24 protein-coding genes are annotated in these 25,960 nt (G+C 35.9%); 18 read left to right on the forward strand and 6 right to left on the reverse strand.

The genetic code is table 11. From position 1 onward, the window contains the following. Nucleotides 1-160: 160 nt before the first annotated feature. The 15 genes from OZP11_RS07300 to OZP11_RS07370 all read left to right on the forward strand — a co-directional run bounded on the left by OZP11_RS07300 (nt 161) and on the right by OZP11_RS07370 (nt 13,306). A complete protein-coding gene (locus tag OZP11_RS07300) occupies nt 161-1,081 on the forward strand; it encodes a J domain-containing protein (RefSeq protein ID WP_281234564.1) in 921 nt (306 codons plus the stop codon). Further along, on the forward strand, nt 1,071-1,376 hold the full coding sequence (locus tag OZP11_RS07305) for a chaperone modulator CbpM (RefSeq protein WP_281234565.1): 306 nt from the start codon (nt 1,071-1,073) through the stop codon (nt 1,374-1,376). The genes OZP11_RS07300 and OZP11_RS07305 overlap by 11 nt, the downstream gene beginning before the upstream one ends. Before the next feature lie 155 nt (nt 1,377-1,531). Continuing rightward, on the forward strand, nt 1,532-1,915 hold the full coding sequence (locus OZP11_RS07310; RefSeq protein WP_026729120.1) for a RidA family protein: 384 nt from the start codon (nt 1,532-1,534) through the stop codon (nt 1,913-1,915). A gap of 102 nt (nt 1,916-2,017) precedes the next feature. Next, nucleotides 2,018-3,253: a voltage-gated chloride channel family protein gene (locus OZP11_RS07315; RefSeq protein WP_281234566.1), complete on the forward strand. Its 1,236-nt coding sequence runs from the start codon at nt 2,018-2,020 to the stop codon at nt 3,251-3,253. Nucleotides 3,254-3,488: 235 nt separating this feature from the next. Next, nucleotides 3,489-4,493, forward strand: coding sequence for a DHH family phosphoesterase (locus OZP11_RS07320; RefSeq protein WP_281234567.1), 1,005 nt, complete (start codon nt 3,489-3,491; stop codon nt 4,491-4,493). 7 nt (nt 4,494-4,500) lie between these two features. Beyond that, a complete protein-coding gene (gene gldI, locus OZP11_RS07325; RefSeq protein WP_281234568.1) occupies nt 4,501-5,202 on the forward strand; it encodes a gliding motility-associated peptidyl-prolyl isomerase GldI in 702 nt (233 codons plus the stop codon). Between the two features lie 14 nt (nt 5,203-5,216). Continuing rightward, a complete protein-coding gene (locus tag OZP11_RS07330; protein ID WP_281234569.1) occupies nt 5,217-6,290 on the forward strand; it encodes a peptidylprolyl isomerase in 1,074 nt (357 codons plus the stop codon). A 38-nt stretch (nt 6,291-6,328) separates the two neighbouring features. Beyond that, nucleotides 6,329-7,450, forward strand: coding sequence for a peptidylprolyl isomerase (locus tag OZP11_RS07335; protein WP_281234570.1), 1,122 nt, complete (start codon nt 6,329-6,331; stop codon nt 7,448-7,450). Between the two features lie 203 nt (nt 7,451-7,653). Further along, nucleotides 7,654-8,550, forward strand: coding sequence for an EamA family transporter (locus tag OZP11_RS07340; RefSeq protein ID WP_281234571.1), 897 nt, complete (start codon nt 7,654-7,656; stop codon nt 8,548-8,550). Nucleotides 8,551-8,638: 88 nt separating this feature from the next. After that, nucleotides 8,639-8,995, forward strand: a complete 357-nt coding sequence (locus OZP11_RS07345) for a DoxX family protein (protein WP_281234572.1) — start codon at nt 8,639-8,641, stop codon at nt 8,993-8,995. A gap of 33 nt (nt 8,996-9,028) precedes the next feature. Further along, nucleotides 9,029-9,736: an aquaporin Z gene (gene aqpZ, locus OZP11_RS07350; RefSeq protein WP_281234573.1), complete on the forward strand. Its 708-nt coding sequence runs from the start codon at nt 9,029-9,031 to the stop codon at nt 9,734-9,736. Nucleotides 9,737-9,757: 21 nt separating this feature from the next. Then, nucleotides 9,758-9,997, forward strand: coding sequence for a GlsB/YeaQ/YmgE family stress response membrane protein (locus OZP11_RS07355; protein ID WP_281234574.1), 240 nt, complete (start codon nt 9,758-9,760; stop codon nt 9,995-9,997). 124 nt (nt 9,998-10,121) lie between these two features. After that, nucleotides 10,122-10,958, forward strand: coding sequence for a sterol desaturase family protein (locus OZP11_RS07360; protein WP_281234575.1), 837 nt, complete (start codon nt 10,122-10,124; stop codon nt 10,956-10,958). 112 nt (nt 10,959-11,070) lie between these two features. Further along, entirely contained in the window at nt 11,071-11,349 is a 279-nt protein-coding gene (locus tag OZP11_RS07365; protein ID WP_281234576.1) for a DUF2805 domain-containing protein, read from the forward strand. 100 nt (nt 11,350-11,449) lie between these two features. Beyond that, nucleotides 11,450-13,306 carry a M61 family metallopeptidase gene (locus tag OZP11_RS07370; RefSeq protein WP_281234577.1) on the forward strand — a complete coding sequence of 619 codons (1,857 nt, stop codon included), beginning with the start codon at nt 11,450-11,452 and terminating at the stop codon, nt 13,304-13,306. Between the two features lie 176 nt (nt 13,307-13,482). On the opposite strand, the gene OZP11_RS07375 is transcribed toward OZP11_RS07370, so the two are convergent. The 5 genes from OZP11_RS07375 to OZP11_RS07395 form a co-directional block, all read right to left on the reverse strand. Continuing rightward, nucleotides 13,483-13,926, reverse strand: coding sequence for a hypothetical protein (locus OZP11_RS07375; RefSeq protein WP_281234578.1), 444 nt, complete (start codon nt 13,924-13,926; stop codon nt 13,483-13,485). A 106-nt stretch (nt 13,927-14,032) separates the two neighbouring features. Further along, on the reverse strand, nt 14,033-16,363 hold the full coding sequence (locus OZP11_RS07380) for a GH92 family glycosyl hydrolase (RefSeq protein ID WP_281234579.1): 2,331 nt from the start codon (nt 16,361-16,363) through the stop codon (nt 14,033-14,035). A 293-nt stretch (nt 16,364-16,656) separates the two neighbouring features. Next, on the reverse strand, nt 16,657-17,013 hold the full coding sequence (locus tag OZP11_RS07385) for a hypothetical protein (RefSeq protein WP_281234580.1): 357 nt from the start codon (nt 17,011-17,013) through the stop codon (nt 16,657-16,659). 172 nt (nt 17,014-17,185) lie between these two features. Further along, nucleotides 17,186-18,364, reverse strand: a complete 1,179-nt coding sequence (locus tag OZP11_RS07390; protein WP_281234581.1) for an AIR synthase related protein — start codon at nt 18,362-18,364, stop codon at nt 17,186-17,188. Nucleotides 18,365-18,578: 214 nt separating this feature from the next. Beyond that, the gene (locus tag OZP11_RS07395; protein WP_281234582.1) at nt 18,579-20,768 is read right to left on the reverse strand and encodes a glutamine synthetase III family protein; all 2,190 of its coding nucleotides are present in this window, start codon (nt 20,766-20,768) and stop codon (nt 18,579-18,581) included. A 427-nt stretch (nt 20,769-21,195) separates the two neighbouring features. Here OZP11_RS07395 and OZP11_RS07400 point away from each other — a divergent pair, with 427 nt between their 5' ends. From OZP11_RS07400 to OZP11_RS07410, 3 genes are all read left to right on the forward strand, one after another. After that, a complete protein-coding gene (locus tag OZP11_RS07400) occupies nt 21,196-22,212 on the forward strand; it encodes a glutamine synthetase beta-grasp domain-containing protein (RefSeq protein ID WP_281234583.1) in 1,017 nt (338 codons plus the stop codon). 186 nt (nt 22,213-22,398) lie between these two features. Further along, nucleotides 22,399-23,367: a TerC family protein gene (locus OZP11_RS07405; RefSeq protein WP_281234584.1), complete on the forward strand. Its 969-nt coding sequence runs from the start codon at nt 22,399-22,401 to the stop codon at nt 23,365-23,367. Between the two features lie 147 nt (nt 23,368-23,514). Beyond that, nucleotides 23,515-25,341 (forward strand): T9SS type A sorting domain-containing protein, encoded by a 1,827-nt coding sequence (locus OZP11_RS07410; protein ID WP_281234585.1) that lies wholly within the window; start codon nt 23,515-23,517, stop codon nt 25,339-25,341. Nucleotides 25,342-25,397: 56 nt separating this feature from the next. On the opposite strand, the gene OZP11_RS07415 is transcribed toward OZP11_RS07410, so the two are convergent. Further along, nucleotides 25,398-25,925, reverse strand: coding sequence for a hypothetical protein (locus OZP11_RS07415; RefSeq protein WP_281234586.1), 528 nt, complete (start codon nt 25,923-25,925; stop codon nt 25,398-25,400). Nucleotides 25,926-25,960: the final 35 nt, after the last annotated feature.

Genomic DNA, 25,960 nt, shown 5'->3' on the forward strand with positions numbered 1-25,960 from the left:
AAAAATGCCGGGATTAAATTTCAATGTTCAAAATTCCAAATTCCCAGCTTGCTGCATCGTTTCGTTATTTTTTATTTAATAAAGAATACATCATTTTGATTATTAGCCGCTTATTCTTAACTTCAATACCTCAATTTATTTTATCTAAAACTCAGAAAAGATGGATTATATCGATTATTACAAAGTATTAGATGTTACTAAATCTGCCACGGAAGCCGAAATAAAAAAAGCATATCGAAAACTGGCCCGAAAATATCATCCTGATTTAAATCCGAATGATAAAGAAGCAGAAAAAAAATTCAAGGAAATCAACGAAGCAAACGAAGTTTTAAGCAATCCGGATAACCGAAAAAAATACGATAAGTACGGAAAAGACTGGAAACATGCCGACGAATTTGAAAAAGCAGGTTACAACCCAAATCAAAAGCAACAGTATTCCAGACAGCAAAGCAATCAGGATTTTTCTGGTTTTGGTGGTGATTTTTCAGAAAGCGATTTCTCGGATTTCTTTAATTCGATGTACGGATCGGCAGGAAGAAGCAGTCGGGCGCAGTCTAAATATCGAGGCCAGGATTTCAATGCCGAGCTGCAATTGGATCTTTCTTCGGCTTATACAACCCACAAACAGAGCTTAACCGTAAACGGAAAAAATATTAGAATCACGATTCCGGCCGGAGTAGAAAACGGTCAGGTTATTAAAATCCCCGGACATGGCGGTGCGGGCGTTAACGGAGGTCCAAACGGCGATTTATACATTACGTTTTTAATCGATAATAATTCTGATTTTAAACGCGAAGGCAATAATTTATATTCAAATGCAGATCTGGATCTTTACACAGCTATTTTAGGAGGCGAAATCAGCATTAAAACTTTTGACGGAAAAGTAAAAATTAAAGTTCCTGCCGAAACCCAGACGGGTACAAAAGTAAAATTGAAAGGAAAAGGATTTCCGGTCTATAAAAAAGAGAATGAGTTTGGGGATTTGTATATAACGTACAATCTTAAAATCCCAACAAAATTGTCTGAAAAAGAAAAAGAATTGTTTGCAGAATTATCTAAACTTAGAAATCATGAGCAGTAAAAATTTAATCCAAATAAAACAATTTTGTCTGTATCACGAAATTGAAAATACGTTTATAAAAGACCTTAATAATTACGGTTTAATAGAAATTATTATCGAAGAAAATGACGAATATCTGCAGTCGGAACAACTGCCTTCTATCGAAAAAATGATGCGGATGCATTACGACCTTAATATTAATCTTGAAGGTATTGATGCGATTTATCATCTTCTGAATAAAATCGAAGTTTTGCAGCAGCATTTGACCAATACTCAAAACAAACTCCGAATTTACGAGGAAAACCAAAGTGTGTAATTTCGATTTAAAATATCACAAAAAAGAAAGATTTTCGAAGTGATTTCAACCTGTTATAATTCTTTTTGCCAGGCTTATTTCATAAATTGCAGCGCATTACTTAACCTGAATTTGTTTTTAAAAACCTAAAGAAACAATTTCGAAAAACTTATAAAATGAAAAGAGAAAACATCCTGACAGGTTCACCGTGGGAAGATAAAATGGGATATTGCCGTGCTGTAAGAATTGGCAATATTATCGAAGTTTCTGGAACTGTTGCCATCGTTGACGGCGAGAAAGTAAAAGCCGATGATGCCTATGCACAGACCTACAATATTATTGAGCGCGTTGAAAAAGTTTTAGAAGATTTAAACGTGGGAATTAAAGATGTTATCAGAACGAGAATTTTCACAACAGATGTTTCGACTTTTGAAGAAGTAGCCAGAGCACATTCGGCTTTTTTTAAAGATGTAAAACCTACAACGGGTTTTTATGAAATCAGCAAATTAGTTGCTCCGGAGTATTTAGTTGAAATTGAATTTACAGCTGTTGTTCAATAGATATTTTTTCGCAGCGAATTCACGAATTATTTTATTCTTTTCTAAAAAGATTCTAATTCTTTAAATTTGTGAATTCGCGGCAAAAAAAGCCTCATAAATTTAATGACTTCCCAAAATACAAAACAATTCCTGCTTTCCATTCCTAAATGGATTCTTATCTGTGCCTTAATCGGGATTTTCTCCGGATCTGCTTCTGCTTTTTTCTTAGTTGCGTTAGAATGGGTTACGCAATTCAGAATGCAGTACGACTGGATTATCTGGCTTTTGCCTCTAGGCGGATTTTTGGTTGGTTTAAGTTATTATTACTGGGGAGAATCTGTTGCAAAGGGGAATAATCTTTTACTCGAAGAATATGAAAATCCCAAAAAAGTAATTCCGTTCAAAATGGCCCCTCTGGTTCTTTTAGGAACTTTACTTACACATTTGTTTGGAGGTTCTGCGGGACGCGAGGGAACAGCAGTTCAAATGGGAGGCGCAATCTCTGATCAATTTACTAAAATTTTCAAACTTAACAATTCAGAACGAAAAACCCTGATCATTCTGGGAATCAGTGCCGGTTTTGCATCGGTTTTTGGAACTCCTCTCGCTGGTGCCGTCTTTGCTTTGGAAGTTTTGTACTTCAGTAAAATTAATCTAAAAAGCATCATACTTTCTTTTCTTACTGCGTACGCAGCTTATTTCACAGTAGAGTTTTGGGAAATAAAACACACACATTACAGCATTCCTGTTATCCCTGAGTTAAGCATAAACAATGTATTCTTCACTATAATCCTGGGCCTTTTATCCGGTTTTGCGGCTTTATTATTTTCGAGAAGTACCCATTTTTGGGGATCCTTATTTTCAAAAAACATAAAATACCCGCCACTTCGTCCGGTTATTGGCGGCGTTGTTTTAGCCATTGCTATTGCAGGATTAGGATTTACCAAATTCTCAGGACTTGGTGTTCCGGTAATTGTAGATGCTTTTTCAACTCCAAACGAATGGTACGATTTCCTGCTTAAAATTTTATTTACCGGATTTACTTTAGGAGCCGGCTTTAAAGGCGGCGAAGTCACCCCGTTATTCTTTGTCGGAGCCACTTTAGGAAGTGCGTTATCCGTTTTTATTCCGATGCCCATTGCACTTCTGGCCGGAATAGGATTCGTTGCCGTTTTCTCCGGTGCTACCCACACCCCCATCGCCTGCACGATTATGGGAATGGAATTATTCGGATTCGCTCCCGGAATATTCATTGCGATTGGATGTTTAGCCGCCTATTTTTCATCCGGCTCTGTTGGTATTTATAAATCACAGATTGTTAAAGGCCCTAAATATAAGTTGTATCAAAAGTTCTTATAATTAAATTCCAATATTAAAATCCTAAATTCTAATACACCGCTACTACAGATTTTAACTATTTAAAACAAAAAACTCGTGTAAATACGGGTCTTCGCGATAGCGAATCAGTTTAACCTGAGTCTAATTGTACAGCTAATTTGATAAAATTTAAATATCAAACCCCATAACTGAGACTGAACAGCTCACAATAAAAATATTTTCAGCATTACATTAAAAAAATGTAAATTCGCACACTATGAAAATACAAGATATTCAGGCGATACAATTATTGCTTGCTGCACCCAAGAAAATTGTAATAATTCCGCATAGAGGACCAGATGGTGACGCTATGGGTTCTACTCTGGCTCTATACCATTTTTTATTAAAAAACAATCATCAGCCAACTGTCATTGCTCCAAATGATTTTCCTGATTTTCTGGCCTGGCTTCCGGGTTCTGAAACAGTTAAGATATTTGAAAGAGACACAGAAAACTGCACCAAAATATTAGAGGAAGCCGAGATTATTTTTACACTTGATTTCAATGCATTTCATCGTACAGGCGAAATGGAGCATACTTTAGTAAAACTTACCGCTCCGTTTATCATGATCGACCATCATGAAAAACCACACGATTATGCTGCGTATACGTATTCAGATACTTCATACGGATCAACTTGCGAAATGGTTTACAACTTTATCACCTTTTTGAACAAAAAAGAAGATATCGATAAAACCATTGCTACTTGTATTTACACGGGAATCTTAACCGATTCAGGTTCGTTTCGTTTTCCGGGAACTACCGGAAATACCCACCGAATTATTGCCGAATTAATTGATTTGGGAGTTGAGAATACACAGATTCCGGTTTTATTATACGACAACAGTTCCTTCAGCCGTTTACAGCTTTTAGGTCGCGGACTTCAAAACATGAAAATTTTTGAAGAGCACAAAACCTCATATACAACCCTGACACAGGAAGAACTTGATTCATTTAATTATGTAAAAGGAGATACCGAGGGAATTGTAAATTACGGTTTAAGCATTCGCGGCATTGTATTTACTGCTATCTTTATCGAAAATAAAGACGAGAAAATAATTAAGATTTCTTTCCGTTCTCAAGGAGGATTTGATGTGAATCAGTTTGCAAGAGACCATTTCAACGGAGGCGGGCACATGAATGCCGCTGGAGGAAGATCTGAAACCACAATGGAAGAAACCGTGAAAAAGTTTGAAGATTTAGTAACTAAATTAAAATTATAGTCCCAATATGAACTACCTGAAACTTAGCATTTACTCACTGCTTTTTGCAATTGTATTGGCTGGCTGCAAGCACCATGAAGAAGCGCGAAGACCTATTTCGAGAGCGTCGGGTTCTTTTATGAAAAAATCGGCGGACAGAAATAAAAAACTGGTTGCAAGCGAAGAAGATGTCATCAAAAAAATCATTAAAAACAATCCGAAAGTAAAATATTTCGCTACTAAAAAAGGGTATTGGTTTTGTTATGATGAAAAAAGCACTACCGAAACCACTGCACCAAGAAAAGGAGACATCGCCTACTTTAATTTAGAAATAAAAGATATTACAGGTAAAATCATTTATTCTGAAGCAGATCTTGGGCCTCAGACTTATTATGTAGACAAACAAGACATCATGATGGGATTACGCGACGGTATTAAATACATGAAAAAAAATGAAACCGTTACTTTCCTGTTTCCTTCACATATGGCTTATGGTTACCATGGCGATAACAAAAAAATCGGACCTAATCAATCCTTAATCTGTACGGTTACTTTACGAAATTTTGTTCCGGATCCTGCTCAAAAAAGCACTACTCCTGTTCCGGCCGTTACAGGACAAACCGCAGCAGCGGCGCAAACACCTAAACCGGCAATAGCTAAACCGGCAATAGCTAAACCGGCAGTTTCAAAACCTGTTACCCACACTAAAAAAGATACAATAAACCCATAAAAACGTTTTAAAAAATGAAGAAGATTTTTCTATTATTATTAGCCGTTAGCTCGCTTTATTCGTGTAAAGACGAACACAGTAATTTACCTGACGGTTTATATGCTGATATCGAAACTAATAAAGGACATGTCATTGTAGAATTAGATTATAAAAAAGCACCGGTAACTGTTGCCAACTTCGTAACCCTGGCAGAAGGTAAAAACGAATTTGTTACCAAAGATTACTTAAAAGGAAAACCTTTTTACAACGGATTAAAATTTCACAGAGTAATCGACCAGTTCATGATCCAGTCAGGAGATCCTGAAGGAACAGGTTCAGGAGATGCAGGATATAAATTTAAAGATGAATTTTCAGATTTAAAATTTGACAAACCAGGTTTACTGGCAATGGCTAATAATGGCCCTGCAACCAACAGCAGCCAGTTTTTCATTACACATGTTGAAACTCCCTGGTTAGATAACAAACACACAATTTTTGGTCATGTTGTAGACGAAAAAGGACAAGAAGTAGTGAATAAAGTAGTTCAGGGTGATACAATCGTTTCTGTAAACATCATCAGAAACGGTGAAGCCGCTAAAAAATTTGATGCAGCAAAAGTATTCCATGATTACTTTGCAGAAGCCGCAAAAGAAAAAAGCAAATTTGCAGGTGCTCAAAAAGAAAAGGTAGATTATTATGCTTCTTTATTGCCAAAAACTACTAAAACAACAAGCGGTTTACAATATATTATTACAGAAAAAGGAACAGGTAAAAAACCGGCTGCAGGAACACAATTGTATATTCATTATGCAGGTTTCTTAGAAGACGGAACATTATTTGATTCAAGTATCGAAGATGTAAATAAAGCATTTGGAAAATTTGACGCGCAAAGAGCAGAACAAAAAGGATATCAGCCAATTCCGTTTCAGGCAGGACGTAAAGACGGTATGATCCCCGGATTTATTGAAGGTATTGAAAAACTTTCATTTGGAGACAAAGCAGTTCTTTTTATTCCGTCTCATTTGGCTTACGGACAAACAGGTGCAGGAGGCGTTATTCCTCCAAACGCGAATATCATTTTTGAAGTTCAATTATTAGAAAAACCGTAATTATCTCAGTATAATTCATTGACTAAAATTAAAATACGATGAAATTTAAATTTCTATTTTTATTTTGTCTGGCTGTTTTAAATATCCAGGCACAAACCAAGCCGGCAGCAAAACCAGCAGCATCAAAAGCAAAAGCAGTTGCTGCAGCAGATCCTAACGACGGAATATTTGCTACAATTTCTACAACAAAAGGAGACATTGTTTTAGCATTAGAATATGTAAAAACGCCTGTTACAGTGGCTAACTTTATTTCACTTGCAGAAGGAACAAACCCTAATGTAAAAGTGGAAAAATTAAAAGGAAAACCATTTTATGACGGTTTAAAATTCCACCGTGTTATCAACGATTTCATGATTCAGGGAGGCGATCCTGATGGAAATGGTACCGGAGGCCCGGGCTATTCTTTTAGAGATGAATTTGTAGAAGAATTACGTTTTGAAAAAGGCGGTGTTCTGGCAATGGCCAATTCAGGTCCTGCAACTAACGGAAGCCAGTTCTTTATTACACACAAAGATACGCCGTGGTTAAACGGAAAACATACTATTTTTGGACATGTAGTATCCGGAATGGACAATGTAAACAAAATTGTTCAGGATGATATAATGACCAAAATTACGATCACCCGCAAAGGTGCTGCAGCAAAAAAATTCGATGCTGTAAAAGTATTAGCTGATGATGTAAAAAAACAGGAAGCCAAAAAAGAGGAAGCTAAAAAAGTGGTAAAAGCTAAAGCAGATTATTTTGCTGCAACAAAAGCAAAAGCGGTTACTACTCCAACTAACTTAAAATATGTGGTTACTAAAAAAGGAACCGGCGTAAAAGGCGCAGAAGGTTCTACGATTTATTTCCACTACGCCGGATATTTTGAAGACGGAACCCTTTTTGACAGCAGTATGGCCGAAGTCGAAAAAACATACGGAAAATACAATCCTAGCAGAGATGCTCAGGGTGGTTATAAAGCTTTCCCGTTTACTGTTGGTAAAAAAGACGGTATGATCCCGGGATTCATTGAAGCTCTGGATATGATGACAGACGGAGAAAAAGCGATTTTCTTCCTTCCATCTAACTTAGCTTACGGAGAAAAAGGTGCAGGAGGCGTTATTCCGCCAAATGCTACTTTGATTTTCGAAATCGAAACGTATCAGAATCAGCCGAAATAATCATCGTCTGAAATACATATAAGCCGTCAAAATTTAGTTTTTGACGGCTTTTTCGTTTTACTGTAATCTGCTGAATTCTTAAAATTCAACGATTTAAAAACCCGCAATACGTCACAATGATAACGTTTGCGTATATTTTCTACTAATTCCCAAATAAAATAGCGTACCTTTGCCGGCTTATTTTTTTTTAAATACACCGCATAATGTCACAAAATAACGTATTAAAAGGAGTCTTTTTAGTTGCTTTAGGAGCTACAACTTACGGAATGTTAGCTACTTTTGTAAAAATGGCATATTCTGAAGGTTATACAACCGCAGAAGTAACAACCTCACAATTTATTCTGGGCTTAATTGGTATTTTGATTATCAATGCCTTTCAAAAAGTAAAAAATAAAGAAAAAACGGTAAAAGCTTCAAAGAAAAATATTTTTAGTTTAATGCTGGCCGGAACTTCATTAGGAACAACGAGCCTGTTTTATTATCTGGCGGTTAAATATATTCCTGTTTCTATTGGTATCGTTTTATTGATGCAGACAGTCTGGATGGGTGTTTTACTTGAAATGATTCTGGAGAAAAAACTGCCTTCAAAACAAAAAGTTATAGCTGTTTTTATTGTCCTTATCGGAACTGTTCTGGCTACTAATCTTATCAATAATGATATTGTACTGGACTGGAGAGGAATTGCCTGGGGAATTCTGGCTGCGGCATCCTTTACTACTACTATGTTTACCGCTAACAGCGTGGCTACTGAAATTTCTTCTGCACAAAGAAGTTTATTCATGCTTATGGGCGGTGCCGTAATTGTGTTTACATTTGGATTTTTTACTCAGGTTACGCCTTTCAATTTTGCTATTTTCTTCAAATGGGGAATCATTCTGGCCTTATTCGGAACTATTATTCCGCCAATGCTGCTTAATCTAGGTTTTCCTCTTACCGGAATTGGTTTAGGAAGTATTGTTTCTGCCCTTGAACTCCCTGTTTCTGTAATGATGGCTTATATGCTTTTAAATGAAAAAGTTATTCTGTCGCAATGGATAGGAATTGTCCTTATTATTCTTGCCATCATTATAATGAATGTCAACTTCAAACGAAAAATTTAAGATTTTTTATTCCTAATTTAAAAAAGCTGCATTGTAATGCAATAATGGTTAAATTATTTTATAATTTCGTGATAAACAATTAATTATCATGAACTTACCCTGGCATTTATATGTAATGGCGGTATTGTATATACTTGCCGGACTTAACCATTTTCGAAAACCCGGAATGTATATAAAGATCATTCCTCCTTATTTTAAAAACCCTAAATTACTAAATATACTAAGCGGAGCTGCCGAAGTACTTCTCGGCATTCTCCTAACCATCTCTGCTACAAGCCATTTCGCAGCGTGGGGAATCATCATCTTGTTAATTATGATATTTCCTGCGAATTTACACATGTTTCTAAATAAAAAAGCAGGTTTTAGTTTACCAAAATGGATTTTATTTGTACGTTTGCCCTTACAATTAGTTTTGATTTTTTGGGCATATCAGTACACCCTATAGTAATCAAATCTATTAATCTAAATTTATTTTATTATGAAAAAATTGTTTGCAGAGTTCTTCGGAACTTTTTGGCTGGTGTTTGGAGGCTGCGGAAGTGCTCTTTTTGCTGCAGGATACCCGGAATTAGGTATCGGGTTTGCAGGAGTTTCTTTAGCATTTGGTTTAACGGTTTTGACAATGGCATATGCAGTCGGACACATTTCCGGCGGGCATTTTAATCCCGCAGTTTCTATTGGTTTATGGGCAGGCGGCCGATTCCCTGCAAAAGACCTTGTTCCGTACATTATTTCGCAGTGTATTGGTGCAATTGCTGCTGCCGGCACCTTATTTATTATCTGGACAGGTAAAGCGGGAAATGCAATTAATAACACACAGGCAGGCGCCTTTGCTTCAAATGGTTTTGATGCATTTTCTCCTGACGGCTATTCTTTACCTGCTGCATTTTTAGCTGAGTTTGTACTGACATTATTCTTCTTACTGATTATTTTAGGCGCAACAGACAAATTTGCCAATACAAGTTTCTGCGGTATTGTAATTGGTCTTGCTTTAACCTTAATTCATTTAATCAGTATTCCTATTACGAATACTTCTGTAAACCCTGCAAGATCATTATCTCAGGCTATTTTTACAGGAGGCGGACCGCTTACTCAGGTCTGGCTGTTTTGGGCTGCACCAATTCTGGGTGCTGTTGCTGCCGGTTTTATTTACAAAACATTACTTCAAAAACAATCAGAAGATTAATCTTAAACTAACGCATAAAAAATGGCATTTTTATATTTTCTCCTTATAGGAGCTATTTCAGGCTGGCTGGCCGGACAAATTTGGAAAGGTGCAGGCTTTGGTCTGCTTGGCAATATAATCGTTGGAATCATTGGTGGTTTTATCGGCGGCTGGATTGCCGGTAAACTGGGCATTGGAGGCGGCGGGCTTCTTTGGCAGATTTTAATTGCTGTTGGAGGCGCATGGCTGCTGTTATTCATAATAAGTCTGCTCAAAAAATAGCAATTATTTTAGTAACTAATTCATTTTTAAAGAGAAAATCAAATATATTTATATTCGGTTTTCTCTTTTTCTTTGGATAAAAACCGAAAAAAGAAACCTTATTTCACTCAAATATCTATTGATCATGGACGAAATTATTTCTTATTTCAGCACTATTCCGTCTTCTCACAGGAGCTTAATTTTGGTTGGAGGTATTACTATTTTCTGGCTTATCGAAAATACCTTTCCTTTATTTCAAATGCAGTACAGGAAATGGCATCATGCCGGCATCAATATTTTCTTTACTGCCACCACTATTATAGTCAACTTTGTTCTGGCTTTTATTTTAATTAAAACCGCAGACTGGACTACTGAACATCATTTTGGACTTTTGAACTGGATTCCTGAAATTCCGGTCTGGCTTTACACTATTACCGGGCTTCTTTTATTGGATTTAATTGGAGCTTATCTGGCTCATTTAGTAGAACATAAAGTAAAATTTCTCTGGCGTTTCCATCTCATCCATCATACAGATACCTGGATAGATACAACAAGTGCAAACAGGCATCATCCGGGAGAAAGCGTGATTCGGTTTATTTTTACCACTTTAGGTGTTTTGATTGTGGGCAGTCCAATGTGGATGGTTTTTCTTTATCAGTCCCTTTCTGTTGTTTCCTCACAGTTCAATCATGCCAATATTTCACTGCCCGATAAACTGGATCTTTTCCTGAGTTATTTTATTGTTTCGCCAAATATGCATAAAGTACACCATCATTATGTCCTGCCGTATACAGACAGTAATTACGGCAATATTTTTTCAGTTTGGGATAGATTGTTCGGCACTTTTACTTCACTTCCAAAAGAAGAGATAATTTACGGTGTCGACACGCATATGCTGCCGGAAGAAAACAATAAATTGAAAAATTTACTGCAAATTCCATTTCAAAAATCGAGATCAGCAAAAAACCTTAAAAATCAATAAAAAAAGTGTTCAGGAGCGAACCAACTAATTATTTTTTTTATTAATATTGGTATATAAAATGAAAATCAATCTATTAAACATTAACCCTCTATTTTGAATTAATTTTCACGAGATGAAAAAGAGTAACCGCAAAGAGTTGAACTGGGAACAAACGGAACGATTAGTTTCGCTAGCCCTGGAAGAAAGAAATCCATTTGAAATTATAAAAAAAGAATTTGGATTGGCAGAAAAAGAAGTTCTTGAAATAATGAAGAAGAAAATGCCTCTTGAAAAATTTGAGATGTGGAAAAAGAAAGCTATTGCAAACAAACCAAAACCAAAACCAGTTAAAATTGATGACTTTGATGAAGATCTGGATGGAAAATATTATATAAAAAACAAATTTGACTAAGACAAAACTCCTGAATATCAGGAGTTTTTTTTTATATATTTATTTCTTTGTAACTTTTTTATTTTTTTGATGTCATATACACATAACTAAACGTAAACAAATGAGAAAAATACTTTACACCCTTGCACTTGCAGTAACATTTTGGAGCTGTAAAACGGGGAGTTCTTCGGGAACCGAAAAAAATATCGTTCAAGTCAACATTGACCTTGTTGATGTAAAAGATGATAAAGTTTTGGTGACAGTAACCCCTCCGCCTATTAAAACCGATGAGATCGTTTACAGTATTCCTAAAACGGTTCCGGGAACCTATTCAACAGATAACTACGGAAAGTTTTCTGAAGATTTTAAAGCGTTTGATGCTAAAGGAAATGCACTTACAGTAAAAAGACTTGACGATAATTCGTGGTCTATCTCAAATGCCAAGACCTTAAAAAAAATCACTTATTTGGTAAATGATACTTTTGATACTGAAAAAGGCACCGGATTTGGCAACGACGACGTTTTCTCGCCGGCGGGAACCAACATTAAGGCAGGAGAAAATTTCATGGTAAATACACATGGTTTTGTGGGGTATTTTCAGGACAAATTAGAAATTCCGTATAAAGTTACCATTACGCATCCTGAAACGCTTTGGGGCGCTACATCAATGACAGATGAAGATCCAAGCAAAACAACTGATGTTTTTTCTACTACGCGTTACGCTGTTTTGGTTGAAAACCCAATTATGTATTCTAAACCGGATTACACGACTTTTAATGTAAATGGAATGGATATCCTGATTGCTGTGTATTCACCAACAGGAAAATTTACAGCCGAAAGCATCACACCGGAAATGAAAACAATGATGACGGCTCAGAAAAACTTTTTAGGAAAAGTAAATTCAAATAAAAAATATACCGTTTTATTGTACTTGTCGAGTATGGCAAAAGACGATGCGCACGGATTTGGAGCTTTGGAACACCCTACTTCGACCACCGTAGTTCTTCCTGAAAGCATGCCGAAAGAAAAACTGGTTGAATCGATGAAAGATGTGGTTTCTCATGAGTTTTTCCACATTGTAACACCTTTGACCATTCACTCAAAAGAAATCCAGTATTTTGACTATAATGCACCTAAAATGTCTGAACATTTGTGGATGTATGAAGGGGTAACCGAATATTTTGCAAATCTTTTCCAGATTAATCAGGGATTAATTGATGAAGCGGAATTTTACACTCGTATTGCCGACAAAATCGAACAGTCTAAAAGCCTGGATGATAAAATGTCGTTTACTGTAATGAGTAAAAACGTTTTGGAACAGCCCTATAAAGACCAATACTTAAATGTATACCAAAAAGGTGCTTTAATAGGAATGTGCATTGATATTATCATCAGAGAAAAAAGTGGCGGCGAAAGAGGAATTCTGGATTTAATGGGCAAATTAGCTTCTGAATACGGGGTTGAAAAACCTTTTAACGATGAGGAATTATTCGCAAAAATCACGTCGCTGACCTATCCTGAAGTGGGTGATTTCTTAAACAAATATGTAAAAGGAACAACACCAATTCCGTACGATGAATATCTGGCAAAAGTGGGAGTTACAAAAGCCTCTGAGAAAAAACCGGGCAATGCATTCATAAAAGGACAGACTCCGTATATTTCTGTTGATAAAAACACAAAAGAAATATTGGTTCGTCCGGAATTTGAAGGAACTGAATTCTTTAAAAACCTAAAATTAAAAGGCGGCGATATTATCGTTTCTGTTAATAATAAACCGTATTCTTTGGATAACATTTATGATCTGATAGGCGAAAGTGAAAACTGGAAAGAAAACGATCCTATCACTTTAAAAATTAAGCGCGGCGGTAAAGAAGAAACGATCAAAGGAACCGTAAAACTTCCGTTTGAAGAATCTGAAACTTTTAAAGCCACAGATGCTTCAAAAGAAAAACTTAAAAATGCATGGCTGAAGGGGTAATCTTTTCATCTCTATAAATAAAAAAAACTGACAATCACTTGTCAGTTTTTTTTATTTGAATGTTTTTGCTTTCTGTAGATTTTATCAATATTGAAATCAATAAATTAAAAGAATCTATTTGCCTCAGGGGTTAGCCTGAAGTTACAGATTGCGCAGTGTTTTTCTTTGCTTTAATCTTATTTCTTCACTGGAAATTTCCAGTCAAACTCGTCTTTGCTGTTGATGATCGCTCCTATTTCGAATTTTACAACCTCATCAAATTCGGTTTGAAGGATAAACCAATTGTCTTCGTTAAAGTAGTTTTCGAAAGTATCAAACGTTTCCTGATTGTATTTTGTAATGCTTTTTGCAGCGAAATCTTTCTTCACATCTGCAATTTTTCTTCCAATTAATTTGAATCCAAAAACTTCAAGATCATTGGCAGAAGCTACAATGTATCCTAATTTAAAATCTTCTTCCTGATAAAATGTCAATCTCATTTTGTAGGCATTGTATACAAAAATCACATTCTCATCTTCGTCTTTATAATTTTTATCAGGTTTTCCTAAAGCAGCTGTAACATCATTCTGCTTCATTCCGAAAAGCAGTTTATCAATTCCTGATTTTAAATTTATTTTCATATTTTATTGTCTTTATTTGAAGTGCAAATTTCGTGAAGTTTTTTGGTGTTCCGCTGCGAATTGCACAAATTTTCCCGAATTTTTATTTTGTAATGTAAGCAGGCATTTAATTTTGATAATTCTTTTTATTTGGCTTTGCTGCCATATAAAAAGTGATTTTTCCGCCATTTATAACATCTGCGTGTTTTAAGAACGGTCTATCTAGTTGTTTGCCATTCAACAAAACTTTGTTCACAAACACATTTTTATCAGATTGGTTTACGGTTTCAACTTCAAAGTTTTTTCCATTTTCTAAATTAAAAACTGCTTTTTTAATTAGCGGACTTCCCAATGCATATTCATCTGAACCCGGCGCAACAGGATAAAATCCTAAACTGCTGAAAATATACCAGGCACTCATTTGTCCGAAATCGTCATTTCCGCCCAAACCATCGGAACCATTTCTATACATTTTTTTCAGGATCATTCTAATTTTATCCTGCGATTTCCAAGGCGAATCGGTCCAGTTATATAAGTATACTACATGATGCGAAGGTTCATTGCCGTGAACATAATTTCCAATAATTCCATCTCTTGTAATATCCTCTGTATTTTCAAAATATTTATCAGGAAGGTGCATATTAAACAACGAATCCAAACGAACTTTAAACTTGTCATTTCCTCCCATTATTTTAATCATTTCTGCCGGGTCCTGCGGTACATATAAACTGTAATTCCATGAATTCCCTTCAATAAAACCCTGTCCGTGTGTGTCAAGCGGATCAAATTCTTTTTTAAAAGTCCCGTCATTTAATTTCGGGCGCATGAAACCGGTTTTTTCATCGTAAACGTTTTTATAATTCTTCGATCTTTCGATAAATTCATTGTAAACGGCGGTATTTCCTAATTTCTTTGCAGCCTGTGCAATTGCCCAGTCATCATAAGCATATTCTAAGGTTTTAGAAACCGATGAACTGTTTTTATCTTCAGGAACATATCCTTTTTTCATATAATACTCCAACCCGTCAAAATATGGCACTTTTGCGGTATTTACACAGGCCTGAAGCGCTTTTGCTGTATCGAAATCAGTATTTCCTTTTACAATTGCATCTGCAATTACAGAAACAGAATGGTACCCGATCATACACCAGTTTTCGTTGGCATAATGTGACCAGACCGGCAGCATTTTATGAACGCTCTGGTCAGAATGCGCCAACATCGAGCTAATCATATCTGCATTTCTGGAGGGCTGTACAATATTAAACAAAGGATGCAAAGCCCTGTAAGTATCCCAAAGAGAATAACTGGTATAATTTTTAAAATTTTCGGCTTTGTGAACATTCATATCCAATCCTTTATAATTACCATCCAGATCCATATACTCGGTTGGGCCTAAAAACGCATGGTACATAGCGGTATAAAAGTTTACCAGATCTTCTTTTTGAATTGTTTCTACCTGAATTTTATTCAGTTCCTTGTTCCAGATTTCCTGACTTTGTTTTTTAACACGATCAAAATCCCAGTCCGGAATTTCTTTTTTCATATTTTCCAACGCTCCTGCAGAACTTACAGGCGATAATGCCATTTTTATTTTGATTTTTTCTCCTTCCTGAGTATTAAAATCAAAAAACAATTTCAGATTCTGTCCTGCCATTTCAGGGAAGTTTTTTGTCTGATCAAATTTTCCCCAGAAACCTCTGTAAACACTTTTTTCGACCGGTGTCTGTCCGTAGCTTTTTATGGGTTTATTAAACGACATAGCAAAATAAACGGTTCTGGTTCTCGCCCAGCCGTTTGTCTGACGATATCCTGTAATAATTGTATCGTTTTCTACGCGTACAAAAGTCCAGACATTCTTTTTGTCATAATTGTAAATTCCTGAAGTCAAATCGAGAATAATATGCGCTTCATCTGATTTTGGAAAGGTATATTGATGCATCCCAACGCGGGTTGATGCTGTAAGTTCGGCTTTGATATTATGGTCTTCTAAAAGAACACTGTAATAAGCGGGTTCTGCTTTTTCTGTCGAATGCGAAAACGCCGATCTGTAACCTGATAAGGGTTTAGAAACCACGCCGGGATTCAGCTGCAATTTTCCGGTTGTAGGCATAATTAGAAAATCTCCTAAATCTGAATGTCCGGTTCCGCTGAAATGGGTATGACTGAAACCTACAATCGTTTTGTCTTCGTACTGATAACCTGCACAATACTTATACACTTCTCCATTATATTTTCCGTTCAGGCTGTATGCGATTGTATCGGTCTCAGGACTTAATTGCACGCTTCCAAAAGGCAATGTTGCGCCTGGATAAGTGTGTCCCATTTTAGCCGTACCAATCATGGGATCAACATATTGGGTTAAATTTTTGAGGTTATTTTCTTTTTTCTGGGCGTTGGCAGGAATCAAAACCAACAGAAAAAGTCCAATCATAAAACGAAGACCTGATTTTTGCAGCATATTTATGTCGTTTATTGTTTTTTACTTCAGAAAATTACAATAAAATAAAGTTCCAAAAAATTTAATCTGTAAAATAAATAAGGCGGAAAAATTCCAATGGCAATGGAACTGACAAAAATCAATGGCAATAGCAATTGAAATCCAAGTTTTTAAAATTCAATTTTGACAAATCTGTTTGAGATAGAAACGACAACAATATAGAGTTTCACAGGAATGGATCATATTAAATTTCAAAATATCGATCGAGCTGACGGCGCTTTCTATACAAACTTGAAAAATAATTCCGTAAAAACCTACTCACTCATTTCATCATAACGTTCCGGAACCTGCGGATCGTAAAGCGGACATTTGAATTCTTCCATGATATCCACTAATTTGTTCATGGTTTTTCCTTCGGTGCCGTAACAATCGATTTTTATGCTTTGCGGTGTGGTAATTACCTGAAATGCGCCTTTTCCTTTTGGGTTTTTCCAGCTGTTTTCATCCACTCTTTCCCATTCTGAGAAGACTGAATTGATTCTGTTTACGATTACTTCTACCGGAAGAACAGCAAGTCCTTCTACTTCTTCTTTCTCAACAAGGGCCTCGTAAACTTCCTGATTGTTCAGGTAAATTTCGTCTAAATATCTCCAGAAAAGTAATTCGTACATAATCGGTATGTTTTTTTGAAACCATATAAGTTATATAAGAAAATATAAATTCTTTCTGAATTAAAATGAAAGACATTCAAAATCAAAATAAGGCTTCGATTTCGCTCAGCCTGACAAATCTGATCTTTCAAATTAAAATGAACTTATATAACTTATATGGTTTAAATATTTTTTAATAATTAAATGTCCCGTATTCGCTTGTAATAGTAAGTTTCTTTTCTTCTGAAGCTTCTACTCTTCCTACGATTTGGGCATCAACATTGAATGATTTTGAAATTTCGATAATATCCTGTGCGATACTTTCAGGAACGTAAAGTTCCATGCGGTGACCGCAGTTGAAAACCTGGTACATTTCTTTCCAGTCCGTTTTGGATTGTTCCTGAATTAATTTGAACAATGGCGGAACCGGAAATAAATTGTCTTTTATAACATGTAAATCTTTTACGAAATGTAAAATTTTTGTCTGCGCACCGCCGCTGCAATGCACCATTCCGTGAATATCTTTTGGTGTGTATTTGTCTAAAATTTTCTTAATAATCGGTGCGTAGGTTCTCGTTGGAGAAAGCACCAGCTGTCCTGCATTGATTGGACTGTTCTCTACTTCATCTGTTAAATTAACCTGACCTGAATAAATTAATTCTTCAGGAACGGCTGCATCATAACTTTCCGGATATTTTTCAGCCAGATATTTTCCGAAAACGTCGTGGCGTGCCGATGTCAATCCGTTGCTTCCCATTCCTCCGTTATAACTTTTTTCGTAAGAAGCCTGACCAAAAGAAGCCAGACCTACAATAACATCTCCGGCTTTGATATTGGCATTATCTACAACATCGCTGCGTTTCATACGGGCAGTTACGGTTGAGTCTACAATAATAGTACGTACGACATCTCCAACATCGGCAGTTTCGCCTCCTGTTGAATGAATGGTAACTCCAAACGATTTTAATTCATTGATTAATTCTTCGGTTCCGTTGATGATGGCCGAAATAACTTCGGCAGGAATTAAATTTTTATTTCTTCCAATTGTAGAAGAAAGCAGGATATTATCTGTTGCGCCAACACATAACAAATCATCAATATTCATGATTAAAGCGTCCTGAGCGATTCCTTTCCAAACCGAAAGATCTCCCGTTTCTTTCCAGTACATATAGGCCAAAGATGATTTTGTACCTGCTCCGTCGGCATGCATGATAAGGCAGTGTTCGTCGTCTTGCGTTAAGTAATCCGGAACAATTTTGCAGAATGCCTGCGGAAATAAACCTTTGTCGATGTTTTTTATAGCGTTGTGTACGTCTTCTTTTGATGCCGAAACACCTCTTTGTGCATATCTTTTGCTGGAATCTGAACTCATGAAAATTAGTTTGTGTTGATGTGGTGCAAAGATAATCCCTTTTTTTAATTCTTTGACTTATTCAAATATTTGATTCAAAAAAAGTTTGCCACGAATTACACTAATTTTCACAAATTTTTATCCTTTATATAAAATCATCTTTCTCAGACAATTTTTGAAAAAATAAATTCAAGTCAATTCTTGCAATTCGCGGCAAAAAACTATTTTGCTAAAATTATTTTGTAAATAATAATTCTCTGTATTTTGTTAATGTCCAGCTTTCATCATCGACCAAAAGTTCTAATTTATCGCAGTGATTACGGATATCTTCAAAGTATGGTTTTACGTTATTGCAATACGCTTCTGCCATTTTTTGAGCATCGGTTAACTGGTTGGCTTTCTTTCTTTCGTTAGTCATTGCCAATACTTTAGAATTGATTCCTTCAATATGTCCTGAGATTTCTTTAATTAAAGTAATCTGCTCTTTTGCAATGGTTTCAAATTCTTTCCCAAAAATTTCTTTTAATCCTTTTACGTTTTCGATTAACGTATTCTGGTAACGAATTGCTGTTGGAATTACATGGTTTCTGGCAATATCGCCTAAAACGCGTCCTTCGATCTGGATTTTTTTAGTGTATTCTTCCAATTCAATTTCGTAACGCGCTTCGGCTTCAACGTGGTTAAAGATTCCTAATTCGGCAAATAAATCAAGAGCCTGTTTCGAAACTTTTGCCTTAATGGCTTCAGGCGTAGTTTTAAAATTGCTTAACCCTCTTTTTGCGGCTTCTTTTTCCCATGCTTCGCTGTAACCGTCGCCTTCAAAAAGGATTTTTTTAGATTGTTTGATGTATTCTCTTAATACGTTGAAAATAGCATCATCCTTTTTCATGTCTTTGTTTTCGATCAGGTTTTCAACTTCATTTTTAAAGTCGATTAACTGTTTTGCCACAATTGCATTAAGGGTAGTCATGGCGTTGGAACAGTTTGAGTTTGAACCTACTGCTCTAAATTCCCATTTATTTCCTGTAAAGGCAAAAGGCGAAGTTCGGTTACGGTCTGTATTGTCTAATAATACGTCCGGAATTTTACCAACTACGTTTAATTTAAGATCTGTTTTTTCTTCCGGAGAAAGTTTTCCGGTTGTTACACTTTCTAATTCTGATAATACTTTTGTTAGCTGTGCTCCAATAAAAACCGACATAATTGCCGGAGGTGCTTCATTTGCTCCTAATCTGTGGTCGTTACTTGCTGTTGCGATTGAAGCTCTTAATAAAGTTTCGTTATCGTTTACTGCTTTTATGGTATTAATAAAGAAAGTCAGGAATTGTAAATTGCTCATTGGCGTTTTACTCGGACTCAATAAGTTTACTCCGGTATCTGTTGCCAACGACCAGTTGTTGTGTTTTCCTGAGCCGTTTACGCCTTTAAATGGTTTTTCGTGAAATAATACTTTAAAGTCATGACGTTCCGCCACTCTTTGCATTACATCCATTAATAAGGAGTTGTGATCTACGGCCAGATTTGTTTCTTCAAAAATTGGTGCTAATTCAAACTGATTTGGCGCTACCTCGTTATGACGTGTTTTTACAGGAATCCCTAATAACATACATTCCTGCTCCAAATCTCTCATATAAGTAAGGGCGCGGGTTGGGATCGATCCAAAATAGTGATCGTCTAACTGCTGTCCTTTTGCAGATGTGTGTCCTAATAAGGTTCTTCCTGTCATCATTAAATCCGGACGCGAATTTGCCAGGGCTTTATCAATTAAGAAGTATTCCTGCTCCCATCCTAAGGTTGCCGTTACTTTTTTTACGTTTTTGTCAAAATATTTACAAACTTCTGTAGCTGCTTCATCAATGGCAGATAAAGCTCTTAATAAAGGTATTTTATTGTCTAAAGCTTCACCTGTATAAGCGATGAATACTGTTGGGATACATAAAGTTGTACCATATATAAAGGCAGGCGAAGTTGGGTCCCATGCCGTATATCCTCTTGCTTCAAAGGTATTTCGGATTCCGCCGTTCGGGAAACTTGAAGCATCCGGTTCCTGCTGTACCAATTGTGCACCGCCAAATTTTTCTACAGGGTCGCTTCCGTCATACGAAGTTTCAAAAAAAGCATCGTGCTTTTCTGCAGTAGTTCCGGTAAGAGGCTGGAACCAGTGCGTATAATGTGTTACACCTTTTGCCAATGCCCACTCCTTCATACCCATGGCAATGTAATCTGCCAGTTTTCTTTCTATTTTAGTTCCATGCTGAATGGCATCTCTCACCCCTTTAAAGGCATCTGAAGTTAAATACTGCTTCATTGCTTTTTCGTTAAACACATTTGATCCGAAAAGATTTGACTTTCGGCCAATTTCTTCAAAATGCACCGGCTTTCTGTTAGAAGCTTGTTGTAAAGCTTGAAAACGTAATGTTGACATGAACTATAATTTTAAAAATTAGTACTGATTTCATTCAAAAATGATCGACAAATATAAACAATTAATATCCCTGATCTGAATATAATTTTTGGATTTTTGAAACAGAATTTTTCAACGGATCGCTGTTTTTTCGAAGAATAAGCAGCATCGATCAAAGAAATATAACAAAAAACCGCAATATTATCCATTAAATAAACATTTTTTCATAATTCCTTAACCCAAAAATTCAAAAATCGCCTTTAATTATTACGAATTTTAATTTTATCAGTGTTAAAAATTGCTTTTTTTAAAATATACCCCTCTCAAAATTGCGCTTATCTAAAAAATTATACTCTGCAAAACAAAATAGCCCCCTAATTTTTAGGACTAAAAAAATAAATCTATATTTGACCCAGCGAAAAAACAAAAAAAATAAATTTATATTATTATGGCTAAAATTAAGTTAGAGTACATTTGGTTAGACGGATACGAACCAACTCAAAATCTTAGAAGTAAAACTAAAGTTGAGGAGCATGAAAATTTCAAAGGAACATTAGAAGAGCTTGGAAACTGGTCATTTGACGGATCGTCTACAAGACAAGCCGAAGGAGGATCTTCTGACTGTTTATTAGTTCCTGTTGCAATCTATCCTGATCCAACCCGTATTAACGGATGGTTAGTAATGTGCGAAGTTATGTATGCTGACGGAACACCACACCCTTCTAACGGAAGAGCCACAATTGATGATGATAATGATGATTTCTGGTTTGGTTTTGAGCAAGAATATTTCATCATGGATACAAAAACACAACTTCCGCTTGGTTTCCCTGTTGGAGGATACCCTGCTCCACAAGGTATGTACTACTGTTCTGTAGGAGGAAAAAACACTCACGGAAGAAAATTAGTTGAAGAGCATGCAGATTTATGTATCGCTGCCGGAATTAACTTTGAAGGTATCAACCAGGAGGTTGCCTGCGGACAATGGGAATTCCAGTTATTCGCTAAAGGTGCTAAAAAAGCCGGAGACGAGATCTGGGTTGCACGTTACTTATTAGACCGTTTGACTGAGAAATATGGTTACTATATCGAATACCACCCTAAACCACTTGGTGATACTGACTGGAATGGTTCTGGTATGCACGCTAACTTCTCTAACACAGTTCTTAGAACATGCGGTTCTCAGGAAACATACGAGAAAATCTGCGAAGCTTTCCGTCCTGTTACTAAAGAACACATCGAGGTTTACGGAGCTTACAACGATCAGCGTTTAACTGGTAAACACGAAACTGCTTCTATCAACGATTTCTCTTATGGAGTTTCAGACAGAGGATGTTCTATCAGAATTCCTTTAATGACCGTTCAAAAAGGATGGAAAGGATGGTTAGAAGACAGAAGACCAGCTTCAAACGGAGATCCTTACAAAATCGCTGCGAGAATCATCAAAACTGTTAACTCAGCGCTATAATTCAAAAAAATCCAAAATTATACTGTAAAAAGTGCCGGCCTAAATCACCGGCACTTTTTTTATGGACAAAACGCAAAAAACACCAAAACTACCTGATTTACATTGTTTTAAAAAATAACTTTTCGATAACTAAATCTCAGAATAAATTTCATAACTTATCTTTGTATTTCCTAAAAACAAAATACTATGATAGTCTGGATTGTATTTTTGGCAGCCGTATTTGTTATTCTGGCTTTAGATTTAGGCGTTTTTAATAAAACGCCCCACATTATCAGCACTAAAGAAGCCAGCAAATGGACGCTCATCTGGGTTACTTTGTCTTTCCTTTTCTCTGGCGTTATCTATTGGCTTTATTCTACAAATTATATAGATAACCCTGATCATTTAAAACCTGCCGTTGCTTCAATGAAGTTTATTACGGGGTATTTAATTGAGCTTTCCTTAAGTGTCGACAACATTTTTGTTATTGCCATTATATTCACTTCATTCAAAATTCCGCAAAAGTACCAGCACCGTGTATTGTTCTGGGGAATTCTGGGCGCGATTGTTTTTCGCGGTTTGATGATCTTTTTTGGCGTTATGCTTATTAACCGATTCACGTGGACAACCTATTTATTTGGAATCTTTCTGGTTTTTACAGCTGCAAAAATGCTTTTTTCAGGAGAAGAAGAAGATTTTCAGCCAAAAGACTCCTTTATATATAAGGCATTAGGAAAAATTATCCCAATTACTTCTCACATGGAGCACGAGAAGTTTTTTACTGTAACCGAAAAAGGAACAAAAGCTGCCACTCCCCTGTTTGTTGCCCTGATTGTAATTGAAGTTATGGATGTTCTTTTTGCCGTAGACAGCGTTCCGGCAATTCTGGCCATTACGTCTGATCCTTTTTTGGTTTTTAGTTCGAATATTTTTGCCATTCTCGGACTGCGTTCCATGTATTTTTTCCTTGCCAATATGCTGGCGAAATTCAGTTATTTAGAATATAGCCTTGTGGCAATTTTAGCTTTCGTGGGTTTAAAAATGCTTCTTCACGAATTTATTCACGTTCCGGAATGGGCATCGCTTGGTTTTATTGCCGTTTCGCTATTATTAGGCATTCTGGTTTCGCTTAAATTTGGACACGAAAAAGAACTTACTGATTCTGATTTGAGTTAACAAAATTATTCACACGCATATGTGACTGCAAGATAAAACCTTAGGTTATAATTTATAACTTTTCTTATATTTTAACAGTCATGTGTAAACAGATACCTATCTAATTGTACTATTTTTATCTCATTATAAATTTTTTAATTCTTTACTATGAGAAAAAAATACATCTACCTCATTCTATCTTTTTTACTCACTCTTTCTTCATTCAGCCAGAAAGTAACCCTTACACTTACAGCAATTGACAACCAAAACATTAACAGCGGACCAATTAATTTAGGCAGTAAATCGTCTGCAAGTGTTTCATTGAATGTTACAGTCGAAATGCCTTCGATACCTGGCGATAATGGAACTATAAGCATCTATTCTCTTAGCGGCTTAAATGCAAATATTGTTAACGGAGGAAATGGCGGTTCTTTATTTTTTGGCCAGGGAAATTCTGCTGTCCGAGGTTTTAATGTAACTCTAAATGCCGGAGATTTTAATACTTCACCTGCATACATTTACGCAGAATATAAAACTTTTTCAGGAGTAGTCTACAAAAGTGCAAACATTTCTGTAACAAAAGACGGTGCAAATCCAAACCCGAATCCAAATCCGAACCCAAACCCGAATCCGAACCCTAATCCTAATTTCAAAAACACTTTATGCTGTGATCAAACTATTAGATACGGAGACAGACCAGCTCCAATTATTGCTTCTACAGTAGATCCATCAAGAGCTTCAGCTTCATGGCTCAAAATCATTGACAGCAAATTCCCTAACTCAACGTATACGGGCAGAAATTATTCTCAGGACAAAAGCAATGTCTTAATTACAGACTATTTAACAGAAACAACAACTTTTAAAAGAAGACTGGGTATTGATTTTCCTTTTATTGACAGTAACCCAATTACGATAAAAATTGTCCCTACACCAATATTTAATACCATTATAATCGATGGAGGTACAGACGCAAATGGTTTTGTTGAAATTATGGATTCAAATCCAAAACAAATATACAGCGACAGAGCATCTGCACGAGTAAACTTAAATATTCTTGAAAATCCGTATCATGTACCGCAATCAAGAGGAGACAGCTATGCCAGCATTGATCGTTATGAATGGCAATATGCAGTAACAAATCAAGGTGACAATGTCTGGGCAAAAAACTGGATTACTATCGAAAACGAAAACTCGCCTACATTAGAATATGCTTCTTTAAAAAAGATTCCAAATGCCGAAGACAGTTACTTGGTTATTAGAAGAATTGCCACATATAAGGAAATAAGCAATGCAAGTAACAGCATAAAAGTTATTTTAAGATCGCTTAAAAATAATAATGTAATATGCTGCGATCAAAATTTAGCTATGGATACTACTTTAAAACAAATAGAGAGTCCGTCTACCATTACAGGATCTACAGCCACTCTTGATAACATGCAGAATGCCCTAATTACAAGCATCGCTTATCAATGGCAGAGTCAATCAATATCAAATGGAAGACCAAACCAATATGGTGCATGGACAAATATTGGAGGAGCGACATCTAAAGATTATCTTCCTGCTCCGCTACAATTTGTTACCGGAAGCAGAGGCGGTATGACTGTAGAAACTACTTATAATTACAGAAGAATTGCAACAATTAACTACAGAATTGGCAGCACAAATTATACTGTAAAATCATTTAGTAATGAAGCAAATGTACAGGCAGGAAGATCGTACAGCAGCCCAACATTAATGGTGTATCCAAATCCGGCAACTTCTATTATAAATGTAGAGAGTACTGCAGCTGATTATCTTTTATCTACCAGAAAAATTACAGTAGCCAATGTAATGGGAGCAACTGTTATTACTAATTTCACTGTTATAAACGAAAATCTAATCAGCATAGATGTTTCAAATTTAGTAATTGGAACTTACTTTATAAACATTGAAGGTACCGGAGGCAGAAGAGGAGGATCAGGAGGTGCTCAATTTACATTTATAAAAACCAACTAATATTTACAAAAAAAAGGAGATCTCACGATCTCCTTTTTTACATTATTTGAAGCTTATTAATTAAGCTTTTGAACATTGCTATCATCAATATTATATTTCTTGATTACTGCATTATAATCTGAGTAGTCTGTCTTACTTACTGATTTACTAGTAAAACTAGCAGGAAGTATTATAATTCTAAATGTTTGATTATCCAAATATTCAGGAGTAGTTTCTAAATCATAGTTTGCTCTTGCATATATTTTAAAATCTACTTTACTAAAGTCGAAATCATAATCCAATTCACGATTATTAGTTAAGTAAATAGTTCTTGGAATGAGCTGCCAAATTGGAGTATTTGCGTCAATTGTGCCTATCAATCTATAAACTAAAACAGTACTTGCATCAGCTATTCTTGGATTAAATGTCCCAGATATATTAAATCCATCATCTTCATTGAATCCAAAATCTTTATTAAAGATTTCAAAAACTTTATTAGCACTTTCTCCATCATATCCCGGAGGCCCCGGAGGCCCTTCCGGTCCTTCGCAGCTAGTAAAAGCGACTAATCCAACAATCGCAAATAAGGTAAGTATCTTTTTCATAATATATCTTTTTTAAAATTTGTTATACTAAAGGT

Source organism: Flavobacterium gelatinilyticum (assembly GCF_027111295.1).
Lineage (GTDB): Bacteria > Bacteroidota > Bacteroidia > Flavobacteriales > Flavobacteriaceae > Flavobacterium > Flavobacterium gelatinilyticum.